Below are 24,996 nucleotides of genomic sequence, written 5' to 3' on the forward strand. Positions count from 1 at the left end.
GCCTCGAGTCCCTCCCCAGCCCCACACCTTGACAGCTCTGCCCGGGTGGCAAGGTTGAGGCTGAATGCTCCGGGCACCGCACCACCTGCTGCGCGGCTTGCGACTGCTGATGGCGTGCCTCGCGCTCGCCCTCGGCGGTACGCCCGCGCATGCCGTGCCGCGCCCGGACGCCCCCGTGGCCGTCCTGCTGGCCGGACGGCTGTCCGCCCCGCTTCGTGAGCAGCGCGTCCAGGTAGCCCCCGTGAGGGTGGAGCCCCTCCGGCTCGTGGTGTCCGTCTCCTCGACGGTGCCCGCTCCGGCCACGGACGCCCGCTCCGCGTCTCGCCGCCTCTTCCTCCTCCATCGCGCGCTCCTGCGCTGAGCCGCTCCGGAAGCAGCTCGTCTCCGGAACCCCTCTCAGCCCCAGGAGTCCACCATGCAGCCCGCTGCCACGGGTGTGCGCGCTCGCGCGCGTGCCCTGCTGAAGTTCGTCGTCCGCCTCGTCCGTCTCGTCTTCATCCTCATCCTCGTCGCCCTGCCCATCCCCATGGCGCCGCTCGTCACGGCGCTGCTCAGGCCCTTCCGGCGCAACCTGCCGGCGGAGGTCCTCCGCAAGAAGTGAGCGAGAGCGGGACTCTCAGCGGAGTTGCCAGGCTCACCGCGCGTGCCCTGGCCCCTCGTCGTCGCCACGCTCCTGCGCCTGTCGGGCCGTACCGCCCCAGTCCCCGGGGTGTTTCACGGGAATACCCGCGCAGTCGTGGCAGTCTTGCGCGCCATGCGACTCCCCCACGCACTGACCCTGGCCGTCACGGTCTTCGCCACGCTCGCGGCGCATGCCGCGGCCCCCGCCCCCACCCTGCCCCCGGGCTACTGGCCCGAGGAGAAGGTGGCGGAGATTCTCGCCAAGACGGAGGAGGTGCGCCTGGCGCCCGACCTCTCGCGCCTCTCCGCCGATGAGCAGGCGGCGGTGAAGGACCTGCTGGAGGTCGGCCAGCTCCTCCAGGAGCTCTATGAAACTTCGCGCCACCACCAGGCGCTCCAGGCCCACGCGAAGCTCCAGGCGCTGGACAAGAAGCTGGGCAGTCCCAAGCGCACGCAGGACCTGCTCACGCTGTACCGCCTGTACCAGGGCCCCATCTCCAGCACGCTGACCAACGCGCGCGAGGCCTTCCTGCCCGTGGACCCGCAGGTGCCCGCGCGCAACGTCTACCCGCCGGACGCCACCCGCGCCGAGGTGGACGCCTTCCTCGCCGCCCACCCCGACCAGCGCGACGCCCTGCTGCACGAGCTGACGGTGGTGCGCCGCGCCACCGCCGCCAACCTGCGCCAGGACCTCAAGGTGCTCCAGGCCCACCCGGTGCTGGACACGCTGCACCCCGGCCTGAAGCAGCGGCTCCAGGCCCGCGCGAAGCAGCCGGACGCGAAGGTGCTGTACGCGGTGCCCTACGCCGTGGCCTACGGCCCGGAGCTGGTGAAGGCCTACGGCCTGCTCATGCGCGCGGCGGAGCGCCTGGAGCCGGGCGACGAGGAGCTCGCCCGCTACCTGCGCAACCGCGCCAGGGACTTCCTCAGCAACGACTACGAGAGCGGCGACGCGTCCTGGGTGACGGGCCGCTTCCGGCGGCTCAACGTGCAGGTGGGCGCGTACGAGACGTACGACGACGCGCTCTACGGGGTGAAGGCCTTCCACTCGCTGTCGGTGCTGCTGCTGAACGAGCCGGCGACGCAGACGCTGCGGCAGCGGCTGGGCGGCCTCCAGGCGGTGGAGGACGCGCTGCCGTACCCCGCGAAGAAGCGCGTGCGCGAGGACATCCCGGTGGGCGTGTACGAGGTGGTGGCGGACTTCGGCCAGGCGCGCGGCACCAACACGGCGAGCATCCTGCCCAACGACCCGCTCTACTCGCGCCGCTACGGCCGCACCATCCTGCTGCGCGAGAACATCATGAAGAACACGGAGCTGTTCGCCTCCGACGAGCGCGTGTGGCGCACGGCCACGGCGGACGTGCACGCGAAGGACCTCACGTCCGAGGGCAACTTCCAGCGCACGCTCTGGCACGAGGTGGGGCACTACCTGGGCCCGGACCGCGACGTGAAGGGCCGCACCCTGGACGTCGCGCTGGAGGACTACGCGGACGCCATGGAGGAGATGAAGGCCGACCTGGTCAGCCTCTTCGCGCTGCACTCCTTCCAGAAGAACGGCTCACTGGACGCGGCCACCCTGCGCACGGTGCAGGCGTCGGGCATCCGCCGCACGCTGCAGAACGTGCGCCCGCGCGAGGACCAGCCGTACCAGCGCATGCAGCTGGTGCAGTTCAACTGGTTCCTGGAGCGCGGCCTCATCAAGGCGGACCCGCAGACGGCGCGGCTCAGCATCGACTACACCAGGTACGCAGACACGGTGTCGTCGCTGCTCAAGGAGGTGGTCGCGCTCCAGCACTCGGGTGACAGGGCGGCCACGGCGAAGTTCTTCGAGCGCTGGAGCACGTGGACGCCCGAGCTGCACGACAAGCTCGCCGCCCGCATCCGCGAGGCCCAGGGCGCGCGCTTCCGCGTGGTGCGCTACGGGGCGCTCGAAGAGAAGTGAGGCGTCAGCCCAGGCTCCGGAGCGCGCGCTGGAACTCCACCGAGTGGAACCGCGCCTCCGGACGCTGGCCAAGCTGTCGCAGCAGCACGTGGATCCGGAGGACCGACGGGCCGTCCGGGTCGGACTCCATGCCTTCGAGGGACCAGCGGCGGAACCCGTAGCGTCCGCCCCGGAGGGAGAGCTCGTCCGCGAAGTCCAGGTTGACGTCCCGGAGGAAGAACCACGCATCGCCACTGTGAGGGGCCAGGGTGCGCAGCGGCTCGAGCACGTCCGTGTCGTAGCGACCGAGGAAGCGGTCCGGCTGCTGGCCCACCGTGATTCGGAACGGGGGCGCACGCTCCCGACTCTCGAACATGCTCAGCCACCCCTTCGAGTCCTCCAACGTGAAGAGGCCATGGCTGTCGAAGTCATACGGCTCGGGGCAGTAGTCCCCCAGCGGGATGACGTCCTCGCTCGGGTCGGGGAGCACCGACACCACGTTCCACAGCTGCATCGTCTCGGAGAGCAGCGCTGGCAGCACGGGCTCGGCGGGACGCGGCGGCATGACGGAGGGACGGAAGAGCGGGTCCACGGCGAGCACGCACCACAGCTCCGGCCACTCGCGGGTGGCAATCGCCACCGCCTCCGCGGACAACGTGCCGCCGCGGGCCGTGACGGCCGCTGTCCACAGCGCCAGCACCGGGTCGTGGGGGAAGTAGCGCGCGAAGACCTCGACCTCCGGAATCGGGGCCTCCACCAGGGCGCGGTCCTCCTCGAAGAGCCGGTTGGCCCGTCCCCACCGCGCGGCGCGCTCCGCGTCCAGGCGCGAGGGCTCCTCGGAGAACCGTGCGGCCAGAATCCAGTCGAAGTCCCCCGCCCCCTCGCTCAGGTCCAGCGGCAGGACGACGTCCTTCCACCCGCGCAGCTTCGCGAGCCACCCCATCGCGAGGGTGAGCAGCGCGTCTCCCCTCCGGGACGACGCCTCGACCAGCGTGCGCCGGGCCTCCTCGTCCCGGTCGAGGAGGCACAGGCACGCCGCCTTGCGCACCGTCAGCTCGCGCGCCGGCAGGCCGGCCCCCGCGCTGTCGATGAGGGCGAGCACTCGCTCGTACCTCCCGAACGAGAACAGCACATCGAGCGACTCGAGGTCCTTCTCCTCGCGCAGGGCCTCCAGTTCCACCACGGGCCGCATCCAGGAGCGGAAGAGGCCGAAGCTCCCCACGAAGAGGGCGCGGCGCCGGGCCTCGCGCAGCCAGATGCGGTTGTCGAACAGTCCCACTCCGCCTCCTCCCGGCTCACGCCCGCGCCAGCTGCTCCCGCACCAGCGCCCGCAGCACCTCCGACGCCACCGGCTTCTGCACGCACCGCCCGGGAGGCAGCCGCTCCAGGAAGGCGCGGGCCTCGGGGGTGAAGGCGCCGCCGGTGATGAACACCACGCGCTCCCGCTGGTCCGGGGCCACCTCCGCCAGCCGCTGGAAGAAGGCCTCGCCGCTCATCTCCGGCATCATCACGTCGCACAGCAGCAGGTCGAACCGCTCTCCCTGCGACAGCCGCGCCAGCGCATCCCTCGCGCTCGACGTGCTCTCCGCCGCGCACTCCCCGGCCAGCAGCCGCGCCATGCCGCGCGCCACCAGCGGCTCGTCGTCCAGCACCAGCAGCCGGGCCCGCCGCGAGGCCGGCGGCAGCACCTCCACCGGACGCGGCTTCGGAACCTCCACCGGCGTGCCCGCGGCGGGGAGTATCACGCGGAAGCGCGTGCCCTTCCCCACCTGGCTCTCCACCTGCATCTCTCCCCCGAGCGAGTGGACGATGCCGTGGCAGATGGACAGCCCCAGCCCCGTGCCCACCCCCACCGGCTTCGTGGTGAAGAACGGGTCGAAGATGCGCTCCAGGTGCTCCGGCGCAATCCCGCTCCCTGTGTCCGCCACCTCCACCACCGCGCGCCCCCGCGCGTCCGTGTACGTGGACAGGGCAATCTCGTGCTGCTCCGCCTGCCCGTCGGGAATCGCCTGCGCGGCATTCACCACGAGGTTGAGGAACACCTGCCCCAGCCGCGCGTCGTTGGCCACCACCTTGGGCACGTCCCGGAAGTCGCGCCGCACGCGCGCCCGGTGGCGCACCTCGTTGTGGCAGATGGCCAGCGCGCTCTCCACCACGTGCCGCACGTCCAGCGGGTGCGTCGTCTCCTCGTCGCCCCGGCTGAAGGTCTTCAAGTCGCGCACCACGTGGCGGACCCGGCCCGCGCCCTCGCTCGCGTCCATCAGCGCGTCGGCGATGGCGCGCAGCGCCTCCACCGGCACCTGCGCCACCTCACCGTCGGCCTCCTGCAGCAGCGGCTCCAGCCGCTCCAGCGCGAACTGCTGGTTGCCGATGACGTACGCCAGCGGGTTGTTGATTTCGTGCGCCACGCCGGCCGCCAGCGTGCCCACGCCGGCCATCCGGTCCGACAGCCGCAGCCGCTCCTCCATGCGCCGCGACTCCGTCACGTCCCGCGCCACGGACACCGCCGCCATCCGCCCCCCGAAGCGCAGCGACACCCCGCACACCTCCGCCAGCGCCACCGAGCCGTCCCGGCGCAGCACCCTCGACAGCCGCTCCGGCAGCATCTCGCCCCGCAGCACCGCCGCCAGCCGCTCCTTCAGCACCACCAGCTCGTCCTCGGGCAGGTGGGAGAAGAGGGACCTGCTCTCCAGCTCCTCGAAGCGCTCGTAGCCCAGCAGCTTCAGCAGCGCGTCGTTGACGTAGACGACCCGGTCGTCCTGGTAGACGGTGATGGCGACGGGCAGCCGGTCGATGAGCCGCCGCAGGCTGCGCTCGCCCTCGGCGGACGTCTCCAGCGCCTCGCGCAGCTCCGCGTTGGCCGTGGCCAATTCCCGCGTGCGCTCCTCCACCCGCGCGCTCAGCTCCTTCTGCCGTGCGCGCAGCCGGCCCACCCGCCAGCGGTACGCCCCCAGCATGCCGCCCGCGACGACCAGGCCCGCCGTGACGAGGAAGCCCGGGGCCTCGAAGAAGCGCGACGGCCGGCGCAGCAGCACGCCCGTCTCCACCGGCCCCCAGCGCTTGTCCGTGGACTCCGCCTGGACGCGGAAGCGGTACTCTCCCGGCGGCAGGTTCGTGTAGTACGCCACGCGCCGGTCCTTCGCCTCCACCCAGCCCGTGTCGTAGCCCTCCAGCCAGTAGCGGTAGCGCACCTTGTCCGGCGCCACGAAGGTGAGCGCCGCCCAGTGCAGCTCCACGTCCGGCACCTCGGGCGGCAGCCCCTGCTCCAGGTCCACCGGCTCCCCGCGCGACAGCACCCGCGTGACGTGCAGCGGCGGCGGCGCGCGCGGCCGGGGCTCGGCGGCCGCGGGCACCCGCACCACGCCCGAGATGGTGGCGAACCACAGCTCCCCCGCACGGGTGCGGACGAGGGAGCCATTGGAGAAGATGTTGCACTCCACGCTGCGCATCCCCTCCGAGCGCCCATACGTCACCGCGCTGACGCGCGTGGCCCTGCCGGCGAAGAACTCCGTCAGCTCCTTCTTGGCCACCCGGAAGATGCCCCGGTTGGTGCCGACCCACAGGTAGCCCCGCCCGTCGTCCACCACGGAGAGGAGGTTGTTGACGGGCAGCCCGTCGCGCTTGCGCGCCACGGCCACGCCCCGGCCGTCCAGGCGCGCCAGCCCGTCGTCCGTCGCCGCCCAGACGATGGACGGGTCCTGCGCATCCAGGAAGATGCCGTTCACGTCCCGGCCCGCCAGCGCCTTCTCCGGCCCGTCCCGGCGCACGCCCGTGTCGGTCAGCAGGTCCAGCCCCGCCGAGGTGGCCAGCCACAGCCCTCCGCCCGGCGCCTCGCGCAGGTTGCTGACGTTGTTGCGCGACAGCCCGTCCGCCACGGTGAAGACGCGCCACTGGCCGTCCTTGCGCCGCGCCAGCCCCGACCAGGTGGCGCCCCACAGGCTGCCCTCCCGGTCTTCATAGAGCGCGTAGGCCTTGCCGCTCGGCGGCCCCTCTTTCTCGGGCAGCACCTCGAAGCGGCCCTCCCGCAAGCGCGCCAGGCCCAGGCTGGTGGCCAGCCACAGCGTGCCTTCCCTGTCCCGGAGGATGTCGTAGACGCGGCCCGGGGGCAGGCCCTCCGCGGCCCCATACAAGGTCAGGCGGCCGTCCACGTCCCGGCGCGCCAGGCCGCCCGTCGTGCCAATCCACATCGCCCCGTCCTGGTCCTCGTACATGCCCCAGATGAAGTCGTCGGGGAGCCCCTCGGGCTTGCCCAGCACCTCCACCTCGGGCCGGCGGAGCTGGTGGAGGCTGGCGGAGAAGGTGCCCACCCAGAGGCTGCCCTCGGTGTCCTCCAGGAAGGTCACCACGCCTGCGTTGAGGGGCACGTCCTGCGCCCGCGTGAAGCGCCCGCGCTTCAGGCGCCCGAAGCCCGAGGCATCCGTGCCCACCCACAGCCCGCCGTGGCGCGCCACGCGCAGGGCCCGGATGCGCCCGGGTGCCTCGGCGGGGCCCGGCTCCAGGCTCCCCGTGGACGTGCGCAGCCACAGCCCCTGCTCGCGAGTGCCCACCCACAGCGTGCCGTCGTCATCCGCCGCGAGCGCCGTCACCATTTTCAGCGACCCCGGCGGGCTGACCCGCTCGGCGCCGGTCACGCTCGCGCGCCACAGCCCCGCCTCCAGGGTGCCCACCCACACGCCCCCCTCCGCCGCCGGGGCCAGCGCGAGGATGCTCGACGTGCCGAGCGCGGCCACGTACGTCAGCTCGAAGCCCCCGTCCTCCTGGGGCAGGTGGTACGCGAGGCCATGGTCGGTGGCCACCCACAGGGTGCCGTCCGGCAGGCGCTCCAGGGCGTTGACCCGATCATCCCCCTGCTTCGCGCGGGTGGGGTGGTGGCTGAAGACGCCCCGGGCGTAGCGCAGCAGGCCGCACCCGGCGGTCCCCACCCACAGCGTGCCATCCGACTCGGCCAGCAGCGACGACACGTCCTCGCACGGCATGGCGGAGGAGTGGTCCAGCACCGTCCAGGCGCTCCCGTCGAAGCGGGCCAGGCCCTCCTGGGTGCCGACATAGAGGTGGCCGTCGGGAGTCTGGGCCAGCGCCAGCGCCGAGCTCTGGGGCAGCCCGTCGTCCAGCCCCCATTCGCGGTGGAGCGCGCCCACCACGGGCACGTCGACGTCCTGGGCCCGCGACGCGGGGGCCAGGAACGTCAGGAGCACTGCGAGCGCCGTGAAGCTGCGCATCGTCACCATGGAGCTGTGTTGCACGGACAAGAGGAGGAGCCCCCCACGGATGCAGGTGGCGAGCCTACCTCATCCGGGGTTTCCATTTCTCTCCCGGTCCGCGCTCTACTCCGGGGCCTGCTCCCCCTGACAGGGAGTCATCCTCCTCCACCCGGACGGTGCGGGGTGCTAAGAAGGGCGCCCCGCAAGGAGCGTCATGTCCGTCCTCGCCATCGGCAACATCGAGAAGGTCCGTGCGCTCGCGGCCAATGCCCGCGTCCTGCTGGTGGGCGGGGCGCGCGCGTCCGCGGCCAGCCGCCTCACCGCGTATGACCTGAGCGGCAACAAGGTGCTCTGGAGCACGGAGCTGCCCTCGGCGGTGCTCGCCCTCTCGCTTGCTGGGGAGCGCTGGGCGGCCGGCTGCGCGGATGGGGCGGTGCGCTTCGGCACGCTCTCCGACGGGCAGGTGAAGTTCCAGCTCCACGGCGTGCACCCGGGCGGCTGCACCGCGCTCGCCTCCGGCGCGGACGGGAAGCTCCTCTTCAGCGCGGGCGCGGACGGCACCGTGCGCGCCTGGGACTGGGAGTCCACCCGCAAGGTGCATGACTGGAAGGCCTCGCCCCAGCCCTTGCGCGCGGTGGCGGTGGACCCGTCCGGCACGTACGCCGCCTGCGGCGGTGATGACGGCGTGGTGCGCTCCTTCACCGTGGCCACCGGCGCCCGGCGCGACATGACCGGCCACGAGGGCGCGGTGCGCGCGCTCGCCTTCACCCCGCGCGACGGGCGCCTGGTGTCCGGCGGCGACGACGGCAAGCTGCGCATCTGGTACCTCGTCGGCGCGGTGGAGTTCGAGGTGCGCGGCGACAAGGACTCCGGCCATGCCGGCGCCGTGCTCGCCCTCCTCTTCCCGCCCACCCCCGCCGCCGAGCCCGGCGGGGACGAGCCCGGTGACCGCGTCTGGTCCGCCGGCAGCGACGGCAAGCTGAAGGCGTGGCGCCTGGACGAGCGCCGCAAGCCGCGCACGCTGGACTGCGGCAGCAAGCCGGTGAACGCGCTCGCCTTCGTGCCGCCGGCCAACCCGCGCCAGGCGAAGAGCACGCTGGGCGCCGTCTTCGCGGCCGGCGAGGACCGCCGCACCCACCGCTTCGGCATCGCCCCGGACGGCAAGCCCGCGGACGACCACGTCACCTTCCAGCACGGCTTCGACCTGCTCACCGAGTCCCTCAAGGCCGGCCGCCCCAAGCGCGAGACGTCCGTGCGCGAGGCCGCCGCGCTGGAGGAGCCCGAGGCGCTGGACTTCGTCCTCCAGGTGCTCTCCTCGGACAAGGACGCCGAGGTGCGCCGGCTGGCCGCGCAGGAGCTGGCGGCGAAGGGCCGCACCGGCGCCCGTCCGAAGCTGCGCGAGCGGCTCAACGACGACCACCCCATGGTGCGCCGGGCCGCGCTGGAGGCGCTCGAGAAGCTGGAGACCGAGTCGCCCCTGGCCGCGCCGCGCGCCGCGCTGGACTCGCGCTTCGCGGACCTCCGGGTGGCGGGGCTGGAGCGCCTGGCGAAGCTGGGCGGCGTGTCCCCGCTGGTGCCGGGCCTCATCGCCGGGAAGCTCGCGGACTCCGAGGCCGCCGTGGGGCTGGCCGCGCTGGACGCCCTCTCCGAGGTGACGCCGGGCAGCAGCACCGAGCCTCTGCGCACCGCCTTCGAGCGGGGCCCCGCGCACCTCAAGGTGGAGGTGCTCATCCGCGCCGCCGGAGCGGGCCTGCTGGGCCACGCGCAGCTCCAGCCGCTGGCGGCCCGCGCGCTGGATGACGCGGACGCGGACGTGCGCCGCGTCGCCTTCACCGTGCGCGTGCTGGAGCGCCGCGCCCTGGCCCACGCCCTGGAGACGCGCGACGAGGACTTCGCTCGCGCCACCAAGGACGTGACCCGTCGGCTGGCCCAGCGTGCGCGCCGGGCCCAGGGGGTCGCCGCCAACGTGCCCCTCACCGACGCGGACGTGCAGGCCGCCCGCGACGCGCTGCCCGCGCAGGGCACCGTCGGTGGCGCGCTCGCCGAGCCGGACCTGGAGCCGCTGCTGGCCGCCATGGCCTGCCGCACGCCGGACACGGCGGTGCGCGGCGCGCGCGGCCTGGCGCAGCTCGGTGACGGCCGGGCGCTGGGCGCGCTCCTCCAACTGTCCCGCGAGCCGGACGCCGCCATCCGCCGGCAGGCCGCCACCTCGCTCCAGGCGCTCCAGGATGCCCGCGCCCGCGAGCGCCTGGTGTGGATGCTGGACGACGCGAACGGGGACGTGCGCTCCGCCGCGCTGGACGCCGTGGTGGCGCTGGACGCGGACCTGCCCCTGTCCGCCGCCGAGGCCGCCCTGCGCTCCGGCCACGAGGACGTGCGCGTGCGCGGCCTGGACCGGCTGGTGAAGCTGGGCGTGGCGACGCCGGGCGCGGAGGGGCTGCTCGGCGACGCGCTGGAGGACGAGTCCGCCAAGGTGCGCAGCGAGGCCTTCCGCACGCTGTGGGCATGGAACGAGAAGGAGCCCCAGAAGGCGCTGGACCGCGCGCTGACCGGGCGCTTCCCGGACATGCGCACCCGCGCGGTGGAGGTGCTGGCCGAGCGCACCGAGGGCTGGGCGTTGGAGCGGCTGCGCAAGGCGGTGGAGGACCGCAACGCGGGCGTGGCCATCGCCGCGTACCAGGCGTGGAAGAAGCGCGTCGGCAAGGAGCAGGTCGAGCCGCACCTGGCGGCGCTCGCCTCCAACGAGGCGGCGGTGCGCGAGGTGGGAGCGCAGGGAGCCACCCACACCTCCGTGACGGAGCCGCTGCGCTCGGCCCTGCTGAAGCGCGTCCTCGACGAGGTGGACGAGGTCGCCATCGCCGCGCTGGACGCGCTGGACGGGCTGGTGAAGACCGAGAACGGGCCGCTGCTGGCGGGCCTCGCCGCCGGCTCGCTGGAGGTGCGCGTCCACGCCGCGGAGCTGCTGGCGAGGCGCGGCGCCGAGGACATCATCGAGCCGATGCGGGTCCTCATCATCGACAAGGACCTGGAGCGCCAGTACCCCGCCGGCTTCCTCATCCCCCTGCGCATCCGCGCCGCGCGCGCGCTGGCCACGCTGGGCTCCCGGCGGCTGCTGAGCTTCTTCGCCACCGTGCTGGTGCCGCACGAGCTGGGCGACCTCCAGGAGCAGGGCGCGCGTGGCCTCGCCACCGCCAGCCGCCGGGGCGACGAGGGCTACCTGCTGGATGCGCTGAGCCACGCCAACGTGGCGGTGCGCTCGTGGGCCGCGGACGGCCTGTCGCGTCTGGGTGACACGCGCGCGCTGCCGGTGCTCACCGGCAACCTGCGCAACGACCACCTGCCCATCCGCCTCGGCACCATCCTCTCCTTCGCGGCCCTGGGCCCGGAGGGTGACGGCGGCCTGCTGCACGGCCTCGAAGACCGCGCCGCCGAGGTGCAGGAGATGGTGTTCTCCATCGTCCTCGCTCGTGACTTGCGCGCCAACCGCCGGGGCGAGCCGCCGGACCTGCTCACCAGCGCCCTGTCCAGCGGCCGGCCCGAGGTGCGCTACGCCGCGGCCCGCGCGCTGGAGCTGCGCACGGAGCCGGACGCCTCGCGCGCCCAGCTGGTGGAGGGCCTGCTGCCGCCGCGCCCGGAGAAGGTCGGCGACATGAAGGACTGGCCCGCCGAGGAGGAGCGCGCGAAGCGCATGGTGGGGCTCGCCGAGGCCCTCTCCAGCGACCAGCCCGAGCAGCGCTACGCGGCGGCCCAGGTGCTGCTGCTGCGCAACAAGCCGGTGGACTACTTCCGCGAGGCCCAGAAGGTGGCCCGCCCGCGCACGCTGGAGGCCCCCTGGAAGCCGGACACGGCGCCCACGGTGTCGCCCGTGCAGCCCACGCCCGCGAAGAGCTGGCTGCGGCGCCTCTTCTCCGCCGTGAAGCCGGGGGTGCCGGGCGCCTCGCCCGAGGCCGCCGCCAGCGCCGAGAAGCAGCACCTGCGCCGGCTGGCCTTCGGCGCCTACGTGGGCCTCTTGCGGCAGGTGTCCGCGGGCGACGACGAGGGCCACCGGGTGCGCCGCGACGCGGTGGACCGCGTGGTGAAGCTGACGCAGGAGGGCTACGCCGGCACGCCCGCCGCCGTGGCCGCCCTGCTGCGCGCCCTGGAGGACCCGCACCAGCTGGTGCGCAAGGCGGCGCTGGCAGGCCTCAAGGAGCTGTTCCCCGCCGGCAGCGACGAGCCGCTGGCCCTCGCGCTGGCCTCGCTGGCCCCGGACGTGGCGCGGGCCGCGCTGGACGAGCTGGCCGGACGTGGAGACGTGGCGAAGCCGCGCATCACCGCCGCGCTCAACTCGCCCCTGTCGGACGTGCGCCGCTACGCCTTCGAGCTGCTGGAGAAGCTCAGCCCGCCCGGCAGCCTGGAGCCGCTGCTGGCCGCGCTGGGCAGCGAGCACGCCGACCTGCGCGTGGGTGTGATTGAGCGGCTGGCCAGCGCCAACGACGCCCGCGTCACCGAGGCCCTCGGCCGGGCCATGGCCAGCGAGCACGAGGACCTGCGCCTGCGCGCCTCGGAGCTGCTGGCGTGGCGCTCGGATGACCGGGCGGTGGAGGTGCTGTCCGCCTTCCTGCGCTCGGAGAACGCGGCCGCCGCCAGGCGCGCGGTCGAGGCCCTGGCCCGGCTGGCCACCCCTGCCGCCGTGGCCGCCCTGGCCGCGCGGCTCCAGGCGGCGCCGGATGCCAACGAGCGGCAGCGGCTGGTGACGGCGCTCGGCAACACCCGCCACGCGGACGCCGTGGACGTGCTGGCGCGCCGGTGCCTGGAGGACGAGTCCGCCGCCGTGCGCGCGGCGTGTGTCACGGCCGCGATGAACGTGGCCGGCGCGGACGTGAAGAAGCGCGACGCGGCGCTGGCGGTGCGCTTCCTGCGCCAGGCGGTGAAGAGCCAGGACGTGGCGGTGCGGCAGGCCGCCGTGCGCGAGCTGGAGTACGGCACCGAGGCCGGCCAGTCGGAGACGCTGGTGGGCCTGTTCACCGACCGCGACGTCACCGTGCGCGCGGAGGCGGTGGCGCGCTACGCGAAGCGCGTCATCGAGCACGGCGCCAGCGTGGAGCCGCTGGAAGAGGTGCTGCGCGGCGGCGCCCGCGAGCTGATGCTGCCGGCCGCCGAGGGCGTGGCGCACCAGGGCCGCGCCAGCGCGCTGCGGCCCCTGCTGCTGTACGCGCGCGCCGGTGAGGACGGGCAGCGCGAGCGCGCCCTCTTGGCCCTGGGCACGCTGGGTGACGCGCGCGCCCTGGCCGAGCTGGAGACGGTGGCCGCCGGTGGCACGCCGGAAGCCCCCACTGAGCCGTCCATGGTGAGCGCGGCGATTGAGGCCCTGGGCCGCCTGGCCGCGAAGCTGCCGGACGGCGAGGACCGCCGCCGCGTCGAGGAGAAGGTGGAGGCCGCCGCGGTGGAGGGCTCCAACGTGGAGCTGCAGCAGGCCGGTGTGCGCGGCCTGCGCGCCATTGGCGGCGAGCGCGCCCGCGTGAAGCTGGAGGCGCTGCTGTCGGACACGGACTCCGACGTGCTGGTCCGCATGGCCTCGGCGCAGGAGCTGGCGAAGCTGAAGGACACGGAGGCCGAGGCCGCCCTCGCCGCCGCGCTGGACGACTCCGAGGAGGAGCTGCGCAGCGAGGCGCGCAAGGCGCTGGACGTGCTCTTCCCCAAGGAGCGCACGCGGGTGGAGTTCCACGCCGTCGCCAGCCGCCACGCGGACATCTCCGAGCCGGCCGCCGCCTACCTCTCCGACGAGGGTGACCCGGCGCTGCTGGTGCCCCGGCTGGCCACGCTGTCCAACGTGGCGCTGCGCCTGCGGCTGCGGCGCGGGCTGGCCCGCCGTGGCGCCATGCCCGTCCCCCAGGTGGTGGCGCTGCTGGGCCACGACACCCCGGAGGCCCGCGAGGAGGCGGCGTCGCTGCTGGGCACCTGGACGGGCGAGGCCCGCGAGCCGGCTCCCGCGGACGTGGCCGCGCTCTCCCGCGCGCTGGTGACGGCCGAGCGCCGCTCCGCCACCGAGTGGGCCGCCGCTCCGGCACCCAAGCGCCCCGCGCTGTCGTCGGCCTGGGAGCGGCTGGTGTGGGCCGGCTCCCGGCTGGGCGCCGCGGGCCTGTCCGACTCCGCGCGCGCCATCCTCCAGGGTGGCGAGGCCGCGGCCCCGGCCCCGGTGCGCCAGGAGGCCGCGCGCACCCTGGGCCGGCTGGGCACGGCGGGTGGCACGCTGACGCTGAAGGGCGGCACGGCCTCCGCGCCCGTCCTCTCCCACGACAAGGAGCGCGCGGCCGCGGCGGAGACGCTGCGCGCGGCGCTGGGCGACCCGGACGCGCGGGTGCGCGCGGCGGCGGCGGACTCGCTGGCGAAGCTCGCCCCCGAGCGCGCCGCCGGCTGGGCGCTGGAGGTGAAGCCCTTCGACCCGGTGGCCCTGGGCCCCACGGGCGTGAAGGCCGCGCCGGAGCTGCTCGCCACCACCGAGGGCCGCCGCCTCATGGAGCCCACGCTGCTGGGCGCCAGGGCGCTGGAGCCGCTCGCCACCCTGGCGAAGACCGCGAAGCCCGAGGTGAAGCAGGACGCCTGGGCCGCCCTGGGCCGGCTGGGCGGTGACGCCGCGGCGAAGCTGCTGCACGATGCCGCCTTCGACAACTCGAACTCCGTGGAGCTGCGCAAGGCCGCCTGGCGCGCCCACAAACGTGCACGCCGCGCCGCCGAGCGCGCCCGGAAGGAAGGAACCCCGTCGTGACGACCGCCACCCGGCACCCCGTCGAGCTGCGCTACGCCACCGCGAGCGACGTGGAGTCCGCCACGGACGCCTCGCGCGTGCTGCTGGCCCTGGAGGGCTCGCGCGGCACCGTGGGCGTGCGCGGCCGCGTGCGCGACTCCGCCCTCTTCCGCGACGCGCTCGCCGCCACCTTCGGCATCCTCTCCAGCGACTTGCGCTACCGGGGCAAGGACCGCACCGCGTACCTCGCGTATCTGATGAAGCAGGGGAAGCGGGCCAGCGCGCTCATCTGGGAGGCGCAGAAGGCCTTCCTCGACAACGCGCTGGAGGGCGAGGAGAAGCAGGACGCCGTGCTGGACCCCGTCCTCACGGTGGACCCGGACAGCGTCTCCCTGGAGGTCTTCTCCCGCGACGAGTCCGCCTACGCGCGCCTGTCCTTCGACAACGCCCTCTTCGAGGGCCGCGAGGCCGCGCACGGCTCCACCTTCCTGGACGTGCCCGCGGACCTGCCCGCGCGCATCGACCGGCTGCGCACCTACGTGCCCATGTCCCTGGAGGCCCACGTCGCCCTGCCCGCCCGGCCCTCGCAGCAGGCCCGCGAGCCGCGCAACGTGGACGTGCCCCACGCCTGGCTGCGCGGCTTCCTCCAGGTGCAGTCCGCCGCCACGCTGCCCGCCAGCACCTGCCGGCTGGCCCCCATCGACCTGTACAACCTCCTCTTCGCGCTGCGCTCCCGCAAGGCGAAGAAGGCCCCGCGCGCCCTGCGCTTCGAGCTCGTCCCCGGCGCCCCGCCCCGGCTGGTGCTGGAGCCCTGGGAGCTGGTGCTGGAGGCGCACGGCGGCACGTACACGGGCAGCGCGCCCGCGGTGGTGCGCACCTTCGGCCGGCAGCGCCTGGCGGCCCTCGCGCGCCTGCTGCCCCATGCGCACTCGGTGCGGGTGCAGCTGCTCGGGCCCGGCCTGCCGGTGTTCTGGGTCATCGACATGGGCGCGGCCACGCTGACGCTGGGCCTCACGGGCTGGACGGAGAGCGGCTGGTCCTCGGCCGCCGCCTTCGACGCCCTCATGCCCCGCGCGGTGCCGGACGGGCTGGCGGAGAAGCTGCGCTCCCGGCTGCGCGCCGAAGGGCCGCTGTCCTTCGACACGCTCGTCGCGGGCGCCGGTGCCCCGAAGGAGTCCGTGCGCGCGGCGCTCCAGCTGGAGTGCCTGCGCGGGCGCGTCCTCTTCGACCTGGCGCGGGGCGAGTACCGCCCGCGCGAGCTGATGGCCACGCCGGTGGACGAGGCCGTCATCCGCTACGGCAGCGAGCGCGAGGCACGCGCCCACCGCCTGCTGGGCGACGGCGGCCCGGGCGCGGGCGAGGTGAAGCTCACCAAGGTGCACGAAGTCATCGGCGAGGGCCTGCGCATCCACGGAGAAGTCGTGGACCGCGAGGCCGTGCGCAGCTTCTTCCCCAGCTTCATGCTGGACGTGGAGGGTCGCCTCCGGGAGGCCAACTGCGGCTGCCCGCACCACCGCCGCTCCGGCGTCCGCGAGGGCCCCTGCGAGCACCTGCTCGCGCTGCGCCTGGCCTACTCGCGCCGCCGCGCCGAGGAGGAGGCGCTGCGTCAGACGCCCGAGGGCCGCAAGCTCATCCGCGCCGAGACGCGCTCCTACGTCCGCCGCGACGCGGAGAGCGGCCAGGAGACGGTGTACCGCGTCTCCCTGGACGGGCAGCTCGTCTCCGTCGAGTGGGGCCCGCGCACCGGTGAGGCCCGGCACCAGCGGCTCTGGTTCGACTCGGACGCGGAGGCGCGCGGGGCCTATTTCTCGCGCCTGGAGAAGTTGGCGGCTGAAGGCTACATCGACGCGGCCTCGGCCTTGGTGTAAACCCCATTCCCACGGCCCGGCCGCCTCAGCGGTGGCCGGCAGGACAGGAGCGACGGAACGACGACGGAATGCGCTTCACGCGCGAGCAGCCGAGAGAGGTCTGGAACTCATCAGCCTGAGCGCCTCGAGCGCGGGAGCGGTGTTGCGCCGCTCCGGTTGAAATGCAGGACACTCTCCGCAAGGTAGCCTGTTCTTGGCTCTCTCACTCCTAGGCACTGCGCCCGGGGTGGGTAGCTGAGCCAACGACGCGAACGCCGTTTACCCACCCCGGGCGCAGTGCCTAGGAGTGGAGAGCCGGTGAGGCTACCGTGCCCCAGGTAAGAAGGTGGTGCTTTCCCGGCCTCCCTCGACTGCTCGCGCCACGTCCCGTCCGATGCCGCCGCCCCCGCCCAAGGTGCTGACATGACCGCCAGGCTGGACTCGTTCGTCCCCGCAGCTTCGCCGCAGGCCGTCCCCACTCCCGCGCCCGCCGCCCCGGCCGCCAACGCCGTCGCCCAGCGCGAGGCCCGCCGCGCCGCCCACGAGGCCCTGCTCACCCGCTGGAAGGCCATCGTCGAGTCCGGCGACGCCGACTCCTGGGTGCAGGGCCAGCTCGTCTCCAAGGGCGCGGCGGTGGCCGACCTCGACTTCTCCAAGGCGTCCGAGAAGGAGAAGAACGCCTGGAAGGAGAAGAAGAAGGCCGAGGCCGCCGAGCGCCGCGCCCTGGAGCGCCAGGCCCACGAGGCCTGGAAGGCCACCCACGTGGCCCACCTGGGCGCCGGGGTGCACTGGGAAGAGGACGCCGGCGCCGACAAGTTCGACCTTCAGGACCGCGAGGAGCGCGCCCGCGCCAACGGCCTGCCGGAGCTGGACTCCGCGGAGGACCTCGCCAAGGCCCTGGGCCTGAGCGTGTCGAAGCTGCGCTGGTTCGCCTTCCACCGCGAGGTGGACACGGGCACGCACTACATCACCTGGAAGATTCCGAAGCGCGACGGCGGCTCGCGGACGATTACGTCCCCCAAGCCGGAGCTGAAGCAAGCGCAGCGCTGGGTGCTGTCCAACGTCGTCGAGCGGCTGCCGGTGCACGGCGCGGCGCACGGCTTCGTGGCCGGGCGCTCCATCCTCACCAACGCGCTGGCCCACAAGGGCGCGGACGTGGTGGTGAAGGTGGACGTGAAGGACTTCTTCCCCTCCGTGACGTGGCGCCGGGTGAAGGGCCTGCTGCGCAAGGGCGGGCTGCCGGAGAGCGCGGCCACGCTGCTGTCGCTGATGGCCACCGAGGCGCCGCGCGAGGCGGTGCAGTTCCGCGGCAAGCAGCTGTACGTCGCCAAGGGGCCGCGCTCGCTGCCGCAGGGGGCGCCCACGTCTCCGGGCATCACCAACGCGCTGTGCCTGCGGCTGGACAAGCGGCTGTCGGCGCTCGCGAAGCGGCTGGGCTTCACGTACACGCGCTACGCGGACGACCTGACGTTCTCCTGGACGAAGGCGAAGCAGCCCAAGGCGAAGCGGGCCCAGGGGGCGCCGGTGGCGGTGCTCCTGTCGCGCGTGCAGGGCGTGGTGGAGGCCGAGGGCTTCCGGCTGCACCCGGACAAGACGCGCGTGGCGCGCAAGGGCACGCGCCAGCGGGTGACGGGGCTGGTGGTGAATGCGGCGAAGGAAGGCCAGCCCGAGGCCCGCGTCCCGCGCGACGTGGTGCGCCGGCTGCGCGCCGCCATCCACAACCGAGAGAAGGGCAAGCCGGCCCGCGAGGGCGAGACGCTCGAGCAGCTCAAGGGCATGGCCGCCTTCATCCACATGACGGACCCGGCCAAGGGCCAGGCCTTCATGAAGCGCCTGGACACCCTGGCGGCGAAGGAGCAGCAACCCCCGGCGGCGTGACGCTCAGGGTGCTGTCGGTGCCTCGGAAGCGCTGCCGCCGCCCGGCACCAGCGCCGCGTCCAGGAAGGCCCGCAGCCGGCGCGGGTACTCCTCGGGCGCCGTCGCTGTGAAGTTGCCGTGCCCCGCCCCCGGGATTCGCCACGTCTGCGCGTACTCGCGCACCTTGGCGAACAGCTCGTCCGCGAGCGGCTGGCCGGACTCCTCCGTCCCCATGACGATGAGCAGCGGCCGGGGCTGGATGCGCTCCACCGCGTCGATGGTCCGCACCTCTTCAATCGCGATGCCCCGCCGCAAGAAGGGCACCAGCGCCCCGGACTGGGACACGAAGCCGAAGCGCCGGAAGTCATACGCCGCCGCCAGCCACAGCGTGTTGAACGGGGACAGCAGCACCACCGCGCGCACCCCCGCGTCCGCCGCCGCCACCTCCGCCACCGCGGCGGAACCAATCGAGAAGCCGAGCGCCCCCACCCTCTCCGGGTCCACGTCCGGCTGCGCACGCACGAACTCCAGCGCGGCCCGCACGTCCAGGCGCTCCTGGTCGCCCCACGTGGACGTCTCACCCTCGCTCTCGCCGTGGGCTCGCAAGTCGAACAGCAGCACGCCATACCCCGCGTCTCGCAGGATGCGCGCCTCGGGCAGCAGGTCCATCCGCGTCTGCGACAGGCCATGCGCCATCACCACCGCGGCGCGGTTCTTCGAGGGCACGTACCAGCCCTTCAGCGTCAGCCCATCCGCCGTCCGCAGCGCCACGTCCCGCACGCCGTCCGTGAAGTCCGCCGGCCGCACGGCCTGGGGACGCGGGTAGTGGAAGTACGCCTCGGAGTGCCGCAGCGCCCGCCCGAACACCGCCAGGGCTCCCAGCGCCCCGAGCAGCACCACTCCCCCAAGGAGCCACCGCCACTTCATGCCCGCCTGCCTCCTCGAACCCGCGCTCGGCCGCCCGAGCGCCAGGCCGGGGGCGTGAATGGTCAATCCCGAGGCGCGCAGTCTACACTCCGGCCTCACAACACACAGGGCCACTGAGCGCCCTGCAGGGCCAGGGAAGCTGTGAGCACGTCCAGTCAGACTTTCGATGCGGTGGTGGTGGGCTCCGGGGCGTGTGGCGGCTGGGCCGCGAAGCAGCTGACGGAGGCGGGGCTGCGAGTCCTCGTCCTCGAGGCCGGGCGCAGCGACCGCGCCGACAGGTGGCTGTGGCTGTGGCACCGGCTGCGCCAGAAGCTGCTGCGCTACCGCACGGAGGCGGACACGCAGCGCAAGGCGCGCCAGTCCATCCAGTCCACCACCTTCGCGTGGCCCTTCCACCCGCACGCCTTCGTGGACGACGTGGACAACCCGTACACCACGCCGGAAGGCCAGCCCTTCACCTGGATTCGCGCGCGGCAGGTGGGCGGGCGCACGTCGGTGAAGGCGCACGGGCGCCAGTTCTACCGGCTGTCAGACTTCAACTTCAAAGCGGGCAGCCGCGACGGTGAAGGCCCGGACTGGCCGCTGTCGCTGGCGGAGCTCGCGCCGCACTACGAGACGGTGGAGCGGTGGATGGGCATCCGCGGCAACACCGACGGGCTGGACACCCTGCCCGACTCCCTCTTCGCCGAGCCCATCGCCCTGACGCCCGCGGAGCAGCGCCTCAAGGAGCGCGTGGAGCGCCGCTGGCCCGAGCGCCGCGTCGTCGCCCGCCGCACCGCCAACGCCCCTGTCACGATTCCCGCCGCTCTCAAGACGGGCCGCCTCACGCTGCGCACGCACGCGGTGGTGAACCAGGTCCTCTACGACGCGAAGACGGGCCGCGCCACCGGCGTGAGCTACCTCGACGCGGAGTCGGGCAAGTCGTACGAGGCCCACGGCCGCATCGTGGTGCTCGCGGCGGGCACGATTGAGTCCGCCCGCCTGCTGCTCCACTCGCGCAGCAGCGCGTTCCCGGACGGGCTGGCGAACTCGTCGGGACAGCTCGGCCGCAACCTGATGGACCACACGTACCTGCTGGGCATCGAGGCGAAGATGAACCTGCCCGCCGACCAGCAGCGGCAGGAGCAGAGCTGGGCGTACATCCCCCAGTTCCGCAACGTGGCCACGCGGGAGCAGGGCTTCGCGCGCGGCTATGGCGTGCAGGTCTTCACCTTCGCGGACAGCTGCCACTTCGTCCCCTTCGGAGAGATGGTGCCGCGTGCGGAGAACCGCGTGACGCTGAGCCCCACGGTGAAGGACCGCTGGGGCATCCCCGCCGCGCACATCGACTGCAAGCACTCGGCGAACGAGCTGAAGATGGCAGAGGACTCGGTGGCCGCCTGCCAGGAGATGATGAAGGAGGCCGGCTTCACGGTGGAGAAGGTCAACGACACGATTTCCACCCCGGGCATGGCCATCCACGAGGTGGGCACCGCGCGCATGGGCACGGACCCGAAGACGTCCGTGCTCAACGCGCACAACCAGAGCTGGGACGTGCCCAACCTCTTCGTCACCGACGGCTCCTGCTTCGTGTCGCAGGGCGCGCAGAACCCCACGCTGACGATGATGGCGCTCACCGTGCGCGCGTGCGCCCACATTGTGATGGAACTCAAGTCCGGTCGGCTGTAACCCGGTGGCATCATGGCCACCCCCGCCCGTCCAAAGACCGTCCCCACCGGCGCCGAGTACCTCACCGAAACGAACCAGTGGGCCGAAGGCCCCCGCGTCGGCGGGAAGCGGCATGGCCGCTGGCGCTTCTGGCGGAAGGCGGGCTCGCTCCAGGAAGAGAGCGACTACCAGCAGGACGTCGAGCACGGGCGCTCGGTGCGGTACCACCCCGACGGCTCCATCTCCGCGGAGCAGCGAGTCGAACAGGGCCGGGCTGTCGAGCTCATGCTCCACCTCACCGACAAGCCCACCGACGAGCTCAACCCCGAGCTGCCCCCCGTCATCCGGCGGATCCATATGCGGTACGAGGATGGCTGGCAGAGCTTCATCCAGTTCCTCGGCGAGGCGGGCCAGCCCCTGACGCTGGCAGGTAAGCCGGCTCCAGCGAGGCCCGCCAGCCTCCCGGAGGACACCTACCTCACCGACGAAGCGGACGCGTGGAAGACGGGCCTCTTCGACGGCCAGGGCGGGTTCAAGGGCCTGCATCGGCACTGGACGCTGCAGGGCGAGCCCGTGGTGGTGCGCTACCACTCCGAGAAGCGGATGACCGTGGGCAGCCGGTCCCCCGACTTCCAGCCGGACGGCAACCCCCTGATTCACGCCGCCACGGAAGGGGACACCGCGGCCGTCGAGGCGCTGCTGTCGCTGGGCTTCGGACATGAGCCCGGCGCCGCGCTGCACGCCGCGCTCGAAGGCCCGCCGGAGCTGGCGAAGCGGCTCCTCGCGCTCCCACCCGGTGAGCCCTTCCACCCTCTCGACGAGGACACGCGGCCCGAGCGTCCGAAGCAACTCCCCACCGAAGCGGTCTGGGTCCCTGCCCGGAAGCAATGGATTGCCGGAAGGATGGACCGGGAGCAGGGGCCGGTGGGGACCTGGAAGCTGTGGAAGCTCACCGGAGAAGACGCGGACGGGGAGCTGGAGGGTAGCCTCCAGGTGGTGGAGTTCCAGGGAGGGCGCCCGCGCTGGCAATGCGACTACTGGGGCCCGGATGAGGGCGGCGAGAAGGAGGAGGAGGCCTGGTTCGACGAGACGGGCCGCCGGGTCCGTCGTCGGCGCTACGACCAACCGGAAGGCTTCAGCGAGGTGGAGTCGCTCCCATCGGGCGAGTCCATCGCGCGATGGGGGAAGCTCCCGGAGCGCATCTGGCAAGAGGAGCGCTCGAATGCCCAGGACGAGCTCGTCAGCGTCCGTTGCTTCGACGACGAGGGCCGGCTGCGGACGGAGCTGCTGCCGGCCGAGGGGCGCGGACGCGCCTTCGACGAGCATGGCACCGTGGTGGCCGAGGGCGGCGCCGACGGCGAGGAGCTCTCCGGCCGGTGGACCCTGCACCCGGCGGGAGCGAAGGGGACGGAGCTCGACGTCGACGGACTCGCGCTCGTCGCGACGGCGGACGTCGGGACGTTGCTGCCGCTCATCGCCCAGCTGCAAGCAAGCCCCGTCCCTCCCTTCCTGAAGAAGGCCATGGGCGTGAAGTGGGAGGACTTCGACTCCTACTTCGGCCTCGACCCGGAGCAGGTCCCCAACCTGCTGCGCATCATCGCCCTCGACCACCCGGCGGCTGTCCAGCACGGCCTCGACGCGCTGAGCAATGACCTGTACCACCAGGGCACCGTCTCGGAGCTGGCCGGTCCGGTGCTCCCGTTCCTGTGCGCCATCGCCGCGAACCTCCAGAACGAGGCGGCACTCGGGCGGCTGCTCTCGTTCCTCGCGGAGGTCGGCACCCGCGACTACGACCTCGACGCCGCGAACACGCTGAAGAAGGCCTTCCGCCAGCGAAAGGGAAACAAGCCGGCCCAGGCCGCCAAGGCCCTGGAGAAGGCGGACCTCGAGCCCGCCCATGGCCCCTTCCTGCTCGCGCTGGTGGACACCGTGGAGGCCTGGGTCCGGCTGGCCGGACATGCGAACCCGAAGGTGAGCGAGGCCGCGATGTATCTCCTCGGCCTCACGGACGACGCGCGTGCCGCCAGCGCGCTGTGCACGCGGCTCACAGGCCCGGCGAGCTCGGAGCTCCACCAGGACGCCGCCCGGCTGCTGTCGCTCCACCCGGCCACCGACGCCAGCCGTGCGGCGCTCGAACGCGCGCTGGGCTCGGAGGACGCGCACGTCCGGGGCGAGGCCGCCATGAGCTGGCTGCGGCTCCACCTCCCGAAGAATGACAGGGCGGTGGCGGTGCTGGTGGAGCAGGTGAAGGAGGGGCACACGGAGCCGGCCGTGGTGCTCACGCTGCTTCCCTCCAGTGAGCGGGCACGGCACCTGGGCTCGCTCCTCCAGGCCCTGTCCGAGGCGGACCCGAGCTCGGTCTTCGGAGTCGCGCGCGCGGCGCTCGCCGTCGCGTTCGCGGAAGGAGGCGATGACGAGCTCTCCAGCGCCCAGCGCGAGGTGCTCCAGACGCTCGTGGGGAACGAGTCCTTCTGGGGGCTCAACGTCAACGCCGCCGAGGTGCTCGACGAGGTGGGGCTCCCCACCCGGCGCACGGGAGTGGAAGCGCTCCTGCGCGGAGAGGAGGCTGACGAAGCGGACGGGGATGGCGAAATCTTCACCGCGGCCAGCGGGCTCGACGGACCGAGCGTCGACTCCTTCCGCGAGGAAGAAGACGCGTAGCCTCTCGTCTCAGGACCCGCGCCCCCGGCGGCCAGCGAGCACCGCGCCCCCCAGCAACGCCCCGGCGAGCACGAGCGCCACGGGGCCGAGCCAGTCCCCCCACGCCAGTGCGAGTGACGACAGCGGCGCGGTGACGGGAACCCGCATCGCAAGGCCGGAGCGCTGGTTGTCCTCCACCTCGGCCACCACGGTGCCGGTGGCGTCGATGAGCGCGGAGATGCCCGAGTTCGTCACGCGCACCTGGGGCCGGCGCGTCTCGACGCTGCGGAAGACGGCGTGCGCCAGGTGCAGGCGGGGCGCGGGCGTGCCGGAGAACCACGAGTCATTGGACAGCGTGAGCAGCAGCTCCGCGCCCTGGCGCACGCCATCGGCGACGAACGCGGGGAAGATGGACTCGTAGCAGATGAGCGGCGCCACGGTGAGCGAGCGCCCGCCATTCAGCCGGAAGTGCACGGCCTTCGGCCCGGGGCCCCTCTTCCAGCGTCCCGTCCACGGCAGCCACTCGCGCAGCGTCGGAGTGTCGATGAGGTCCGGCACCCACTCCGTCAGCGGGAAGAGCATCGTCTTGCGGTACGCGGTGCGCTCCAGCCTGTCGCCCTGGGCGGAGGGCCCCAGGAACATGGCGGCGTTGAACTCGGTCTCCCCTTCCAGGTCATACGCGCCGAAGACGAGCGGCACTCCGCGCTGGGCGACGTAGCCGGCAATCTCCGCATCCAGCTCCGCGCCCGCCTCGCTGCGAGGGACGCCGAAGGTGGTGGGGTACACCGTCTCCGGCCACACCAGCAGGTCCACCGGGCCGGAGCGCAGCAGCGTGTCGGACAGCGCGTAGTGCGTGTCGAGAATCATCCGCACCACTTCGTACGTGCCGCGCTCGGCCTTCAGCTTCTCGTAGTTGGTGATGTTGGCCTGCACCGCGCCCACCACCAGCCCGCCCTCGCGCCGCGAGGCCTCGCTCACCTGCGAGTAGCGGAACGCGCCATACCCCGTGAGCCCGAGCACCAGCGCCGAAGCCAGCGCCAGCGGCACCCACGCACGCCGACGCGAGGAAGGAACACGAAGAGAACGAAGCGCCGCGAGCACGCACTCATTCACCAGCAGCAGCACCAGCGTGAGCCCCGGAGCTCCGGCGAGGTCCGCGCCCTGCCGCAGCCACTCCTGGGACACGAGCCCGAGCCCGAGCGTGTCCGCGAACAGCTTCGGCGCGAACCACTCCACGCCCACGTACACGAGCGCGGTCACCACCGGAGGCAGCCACGCCATGCGCGCTCCCATGACTCGCCGAGCGAAGTACCGAGCCACCGCCGCGAGCAGGAACTGGAGCTGCACCACGGGAGCCATCAGAAGCAGCGCCAGCCAGCACACCCAGAGCGGCGCCTGCGAGTACGCCTGGACCGAGCCAGCGAACCAGCCGAAGACCGCCGCGGAGAACGCGGCCGCGAGCGCCAGTCCCAACGCCAATGACTCACGCGCCGAGCGGGCCCGGTCCACCACCGCGAGCCAGGGCACCAGCCCCACCCAGCCCAGCAGCGTCCACGGCATCCGCAGGCCCGAGTACAGCGCCAGCATCACCGTGGTGGCGACCACGCC

At 73.4% G+C, this 24,996-nt stretch carries 12 protein-coding genes; 8 read left to right on the forward strand and 4 right to left on the reverse strand.

The window, feature by feature from the left end:
* The first annotated feature begins 64 nt into the window (after window positions 1–64).
* The 3 genes from LXT23_RS06245 (at window position 65) to LXT23_RS06255 (ending at window position 2,563) form a co-directional block, all read left to right on the forward strand.
* On the forward strand, window positions 65–361 hold the full coding sequence (locus LXT23_RS06245) for a hypothetical protein (RefSeq protein ID WP_253979137.1): 297 nt from the start codon (window positions 65–67) through the stop codon (window positions 359–361).
* A gap of 54 nt (window positions 362–415) precedes the next feature.
* Window positions 416–601, forward strand: a complete 186-nt coding sequence (locus tag LXT23_RS06250) for a hypothetical protein (protein WP_253979138.1) — start codon at window positions 416–418, stop codon at window positions 599–601.
* A 153-nt stretch (window positions 602–754) separates the two neighbouring features.
* Window positions 755–2,563, forward strand: coding sequence for an NUDIX hydrolase (locus LXT23_RS06255; protein WP_253979139.1), 1,809 nt, complete (start codon window positions 755–757; stop codon window positions 2,561–2,563).
* Between the two features lie 4 nt (window positions 2,564–2,567).
* Here the strand turns inward: LXT23_RS06255 and LXT23_RS06260 are convergent, their stop codons facing one another.
* Together LXT23_RS06260 and LXT23_RS06265 are read right to left on the reverse strand one after the other, a co-directional pair.
* Complete coding sequence (locus tag LXT23_RS06260; RefSeq protein ID WP_253979140.1) at window positions 2,568–3,821, reverse strand: hypothetical protein; 1,254 nt, start codon at window positions 3,819–3,821, stop codon at window positions 2,568–2,570.
* Between the two features lie 16 nt (window positions 3,822–3,837).
* On the reverse strand, window positions 3,838–7,785 hold the full coding sequence (locus LXT23_RS06265; RefSeq protein WP_253979537.1) for a hybrid sensor histidine kinase/response regulator: 3,948 nt from the start codon (window positions 7,783–7,785) through the stop codon (window positions 3,838–3,840).
* Between the two features lie 172 nt (window positions 7,786–7,957).
* On the opposite strand from LXT23_RS06265, the gene LXT23_RS06270 reads away from it, so the two are divergent.
* The 3 genes from LXT23_RS06270 (at window position 7,958) to LXT23_RS06280 (ending at window position 18,195) form a co-directional block, all read left to right on the forward strand.
* Complete coding sequence (locus LXT23_RS06270; protein WP_253979141.1) at window positions 7,958–14,491, forward strand: HEAT repeat domain-containing protein; 6,534 nt, start codon at window positions 7,958–7,960, stop codon at window positions 14,489–14,491.
* Window positions 14,488–16,338 (forward strand): SWIM zinc finger family protein, encoded by a 1,851-nt coding sequence (locus LXT23_RS06275; RefSeq protein ID WP_253979142.1) that lies wholly within the window; start codon window positions 14,488–14,490, stop codon window positions 16,336–16,338. The genes LXT23_RS06270 and LXT23_RS06275 overlap by 4 nt, the downstream gene beginning before the upstream one ends.
* 402 nt (window positions 16,339–16,740) lie before the next feature.
* Window positions 16,741–18,195: a reverse transcriptase family protein gene (locus tag LXT23_RS06280; protein ID WP_253979143.1), complete on the forward strand. Its 1,455-nt coding sequence runs from the start codon at window positions 16,741–16,743 to the stop codon at window positions 18,193–18,195.
* A gap of 3 nt (window positions 18,196–18,198) precedes the next feature.
* Here the strand turns inward: LXT23_RS06280 and LXT23_RS06285 are convergent, their stop codons facing one another.
* Window positions 18,199–19,101 (reverse strand): alpha/beta hydrolase, encoded by a 903-nt coding sequence (locus LXT23_RS06285; protein WP_253979144.1) that lies wholly within the window; start codon window positions 19,099–19,101, stop codon window positions 18,199–18,201.
* 141 nt (window positions 19,102–19,242) lie between these two features.
* On the opposite strand from LXT23_RS06285, the gene LXT23_RS50295 reads away from it, so the two are divergent.
* Complete coding sequence (locus LXT23_RS50295) at window positions 19,243–20,769, forward strand: GMC family oxidoreductase (RefSeq protein WP_253979145.1); 1,527 nt, start codon at window positions 19,243–19,245, stop codon at window positions 20,767–20,769.
* A gap of 12 nt (window positions 20,770–20,781) precedes the next feature.
* Complete coding sequence (locus LXT23_RS06295; RefSeq protein WP_253979146.1) at window positions 20,782–23,409, forward strand: hypothetical protein; 2,628 nt, start codon at window positions 20,782–20,784, stop codon at window positions 23,407–23,409.
* 9 nt (window positions 23,410–23,418) lie between these two features.
* On the opposite strand, the gene lnt is transcribed toward LXT23_RS06295, so the two are convergent.
* Window positions 23,419–24,975: an apolipoprotein N-acyltransferase gene (lnt, locus tag LXT23_RS06300; protein WP_253979538.1), complete on the reverse strand. Its 1,557-nt coding sequence runs from the start codon at window positions 24,973–24,975 to the stop codon at window positions 23,419–23,421.
* Between the last annotated feature and the right edge of the window lie 21 nt (window positions 24,976–24,996).

The organism is Pyxidicoccus xibeiensis (assembly GCF_024198175.1).
GTDB lineage: Bacteria > Myxococcota > Myxococcia > Myxococcales > Myxococcaceae > Myxococcus > Myxococcus xibeiensis.

Excerpts from the sequence above, each read along its gene's own strand:
- LXT23_RS06245 (WP_253979137.1), top strand. The coding sequence starts at position 65 with ATGCTCCGGGCACCGCACCACCTGCTGCGCGGCTTGCGACTGCTGATG.
- LXT23_RS06250 (WP_253979138.1), top strand. The coding sequence starts at position 416 with ATGCAGCCCGCTGCCACGGGTGTGCGCGCTCGCGCGCGTGCCCTGCTG.
- LXT23_RS06255 (WP_253979139.1), top strand. The coding sequence starts at position 755 with ATGCGACTCCCCCACGCACTGACCCTGGCCGTCACGGTCTTCGCCACG.
- LXT23_RS06270 (WP_253979141.1), top strand. The coding sequence starts at position 7,958 with ATGTCCGTCCTCGCCATCGGCAACATCGAGAAGGTCCGTGCGCTCGCG.
- LXT23_RS06280 (WP_253979143.1), top strand. The coding sequence starts at position 16,741 with ATGACCGCCAGGCTGGACTCGTTCGTCCCCGCAGCTTCGCCGCAGGCC.
- LXT23_RS06285 (WP_253979144.1), bottom strand. The coding sequence starts at position 19,101 with ATGAAGTGGCGGTGGCTCCTTGGGGGAGTGGTGCTGCTCGGGGCGCTG.
- LXT23_RS06295 (WP_253979146.1), top strand. The coding sequence starts at position 20,782 with ATGGCCACCCCCGCCCGTCCAAAGACCGTCCCCACCGGCGCCGAGTAC.
- lnt (WP_253979538.1), bottom strand. The coding sequence starts at position 24,975 with ATGCTGGCGCTGTACTCGGGCCTGCGGATGCCGTGGACGCTGCTGGGC.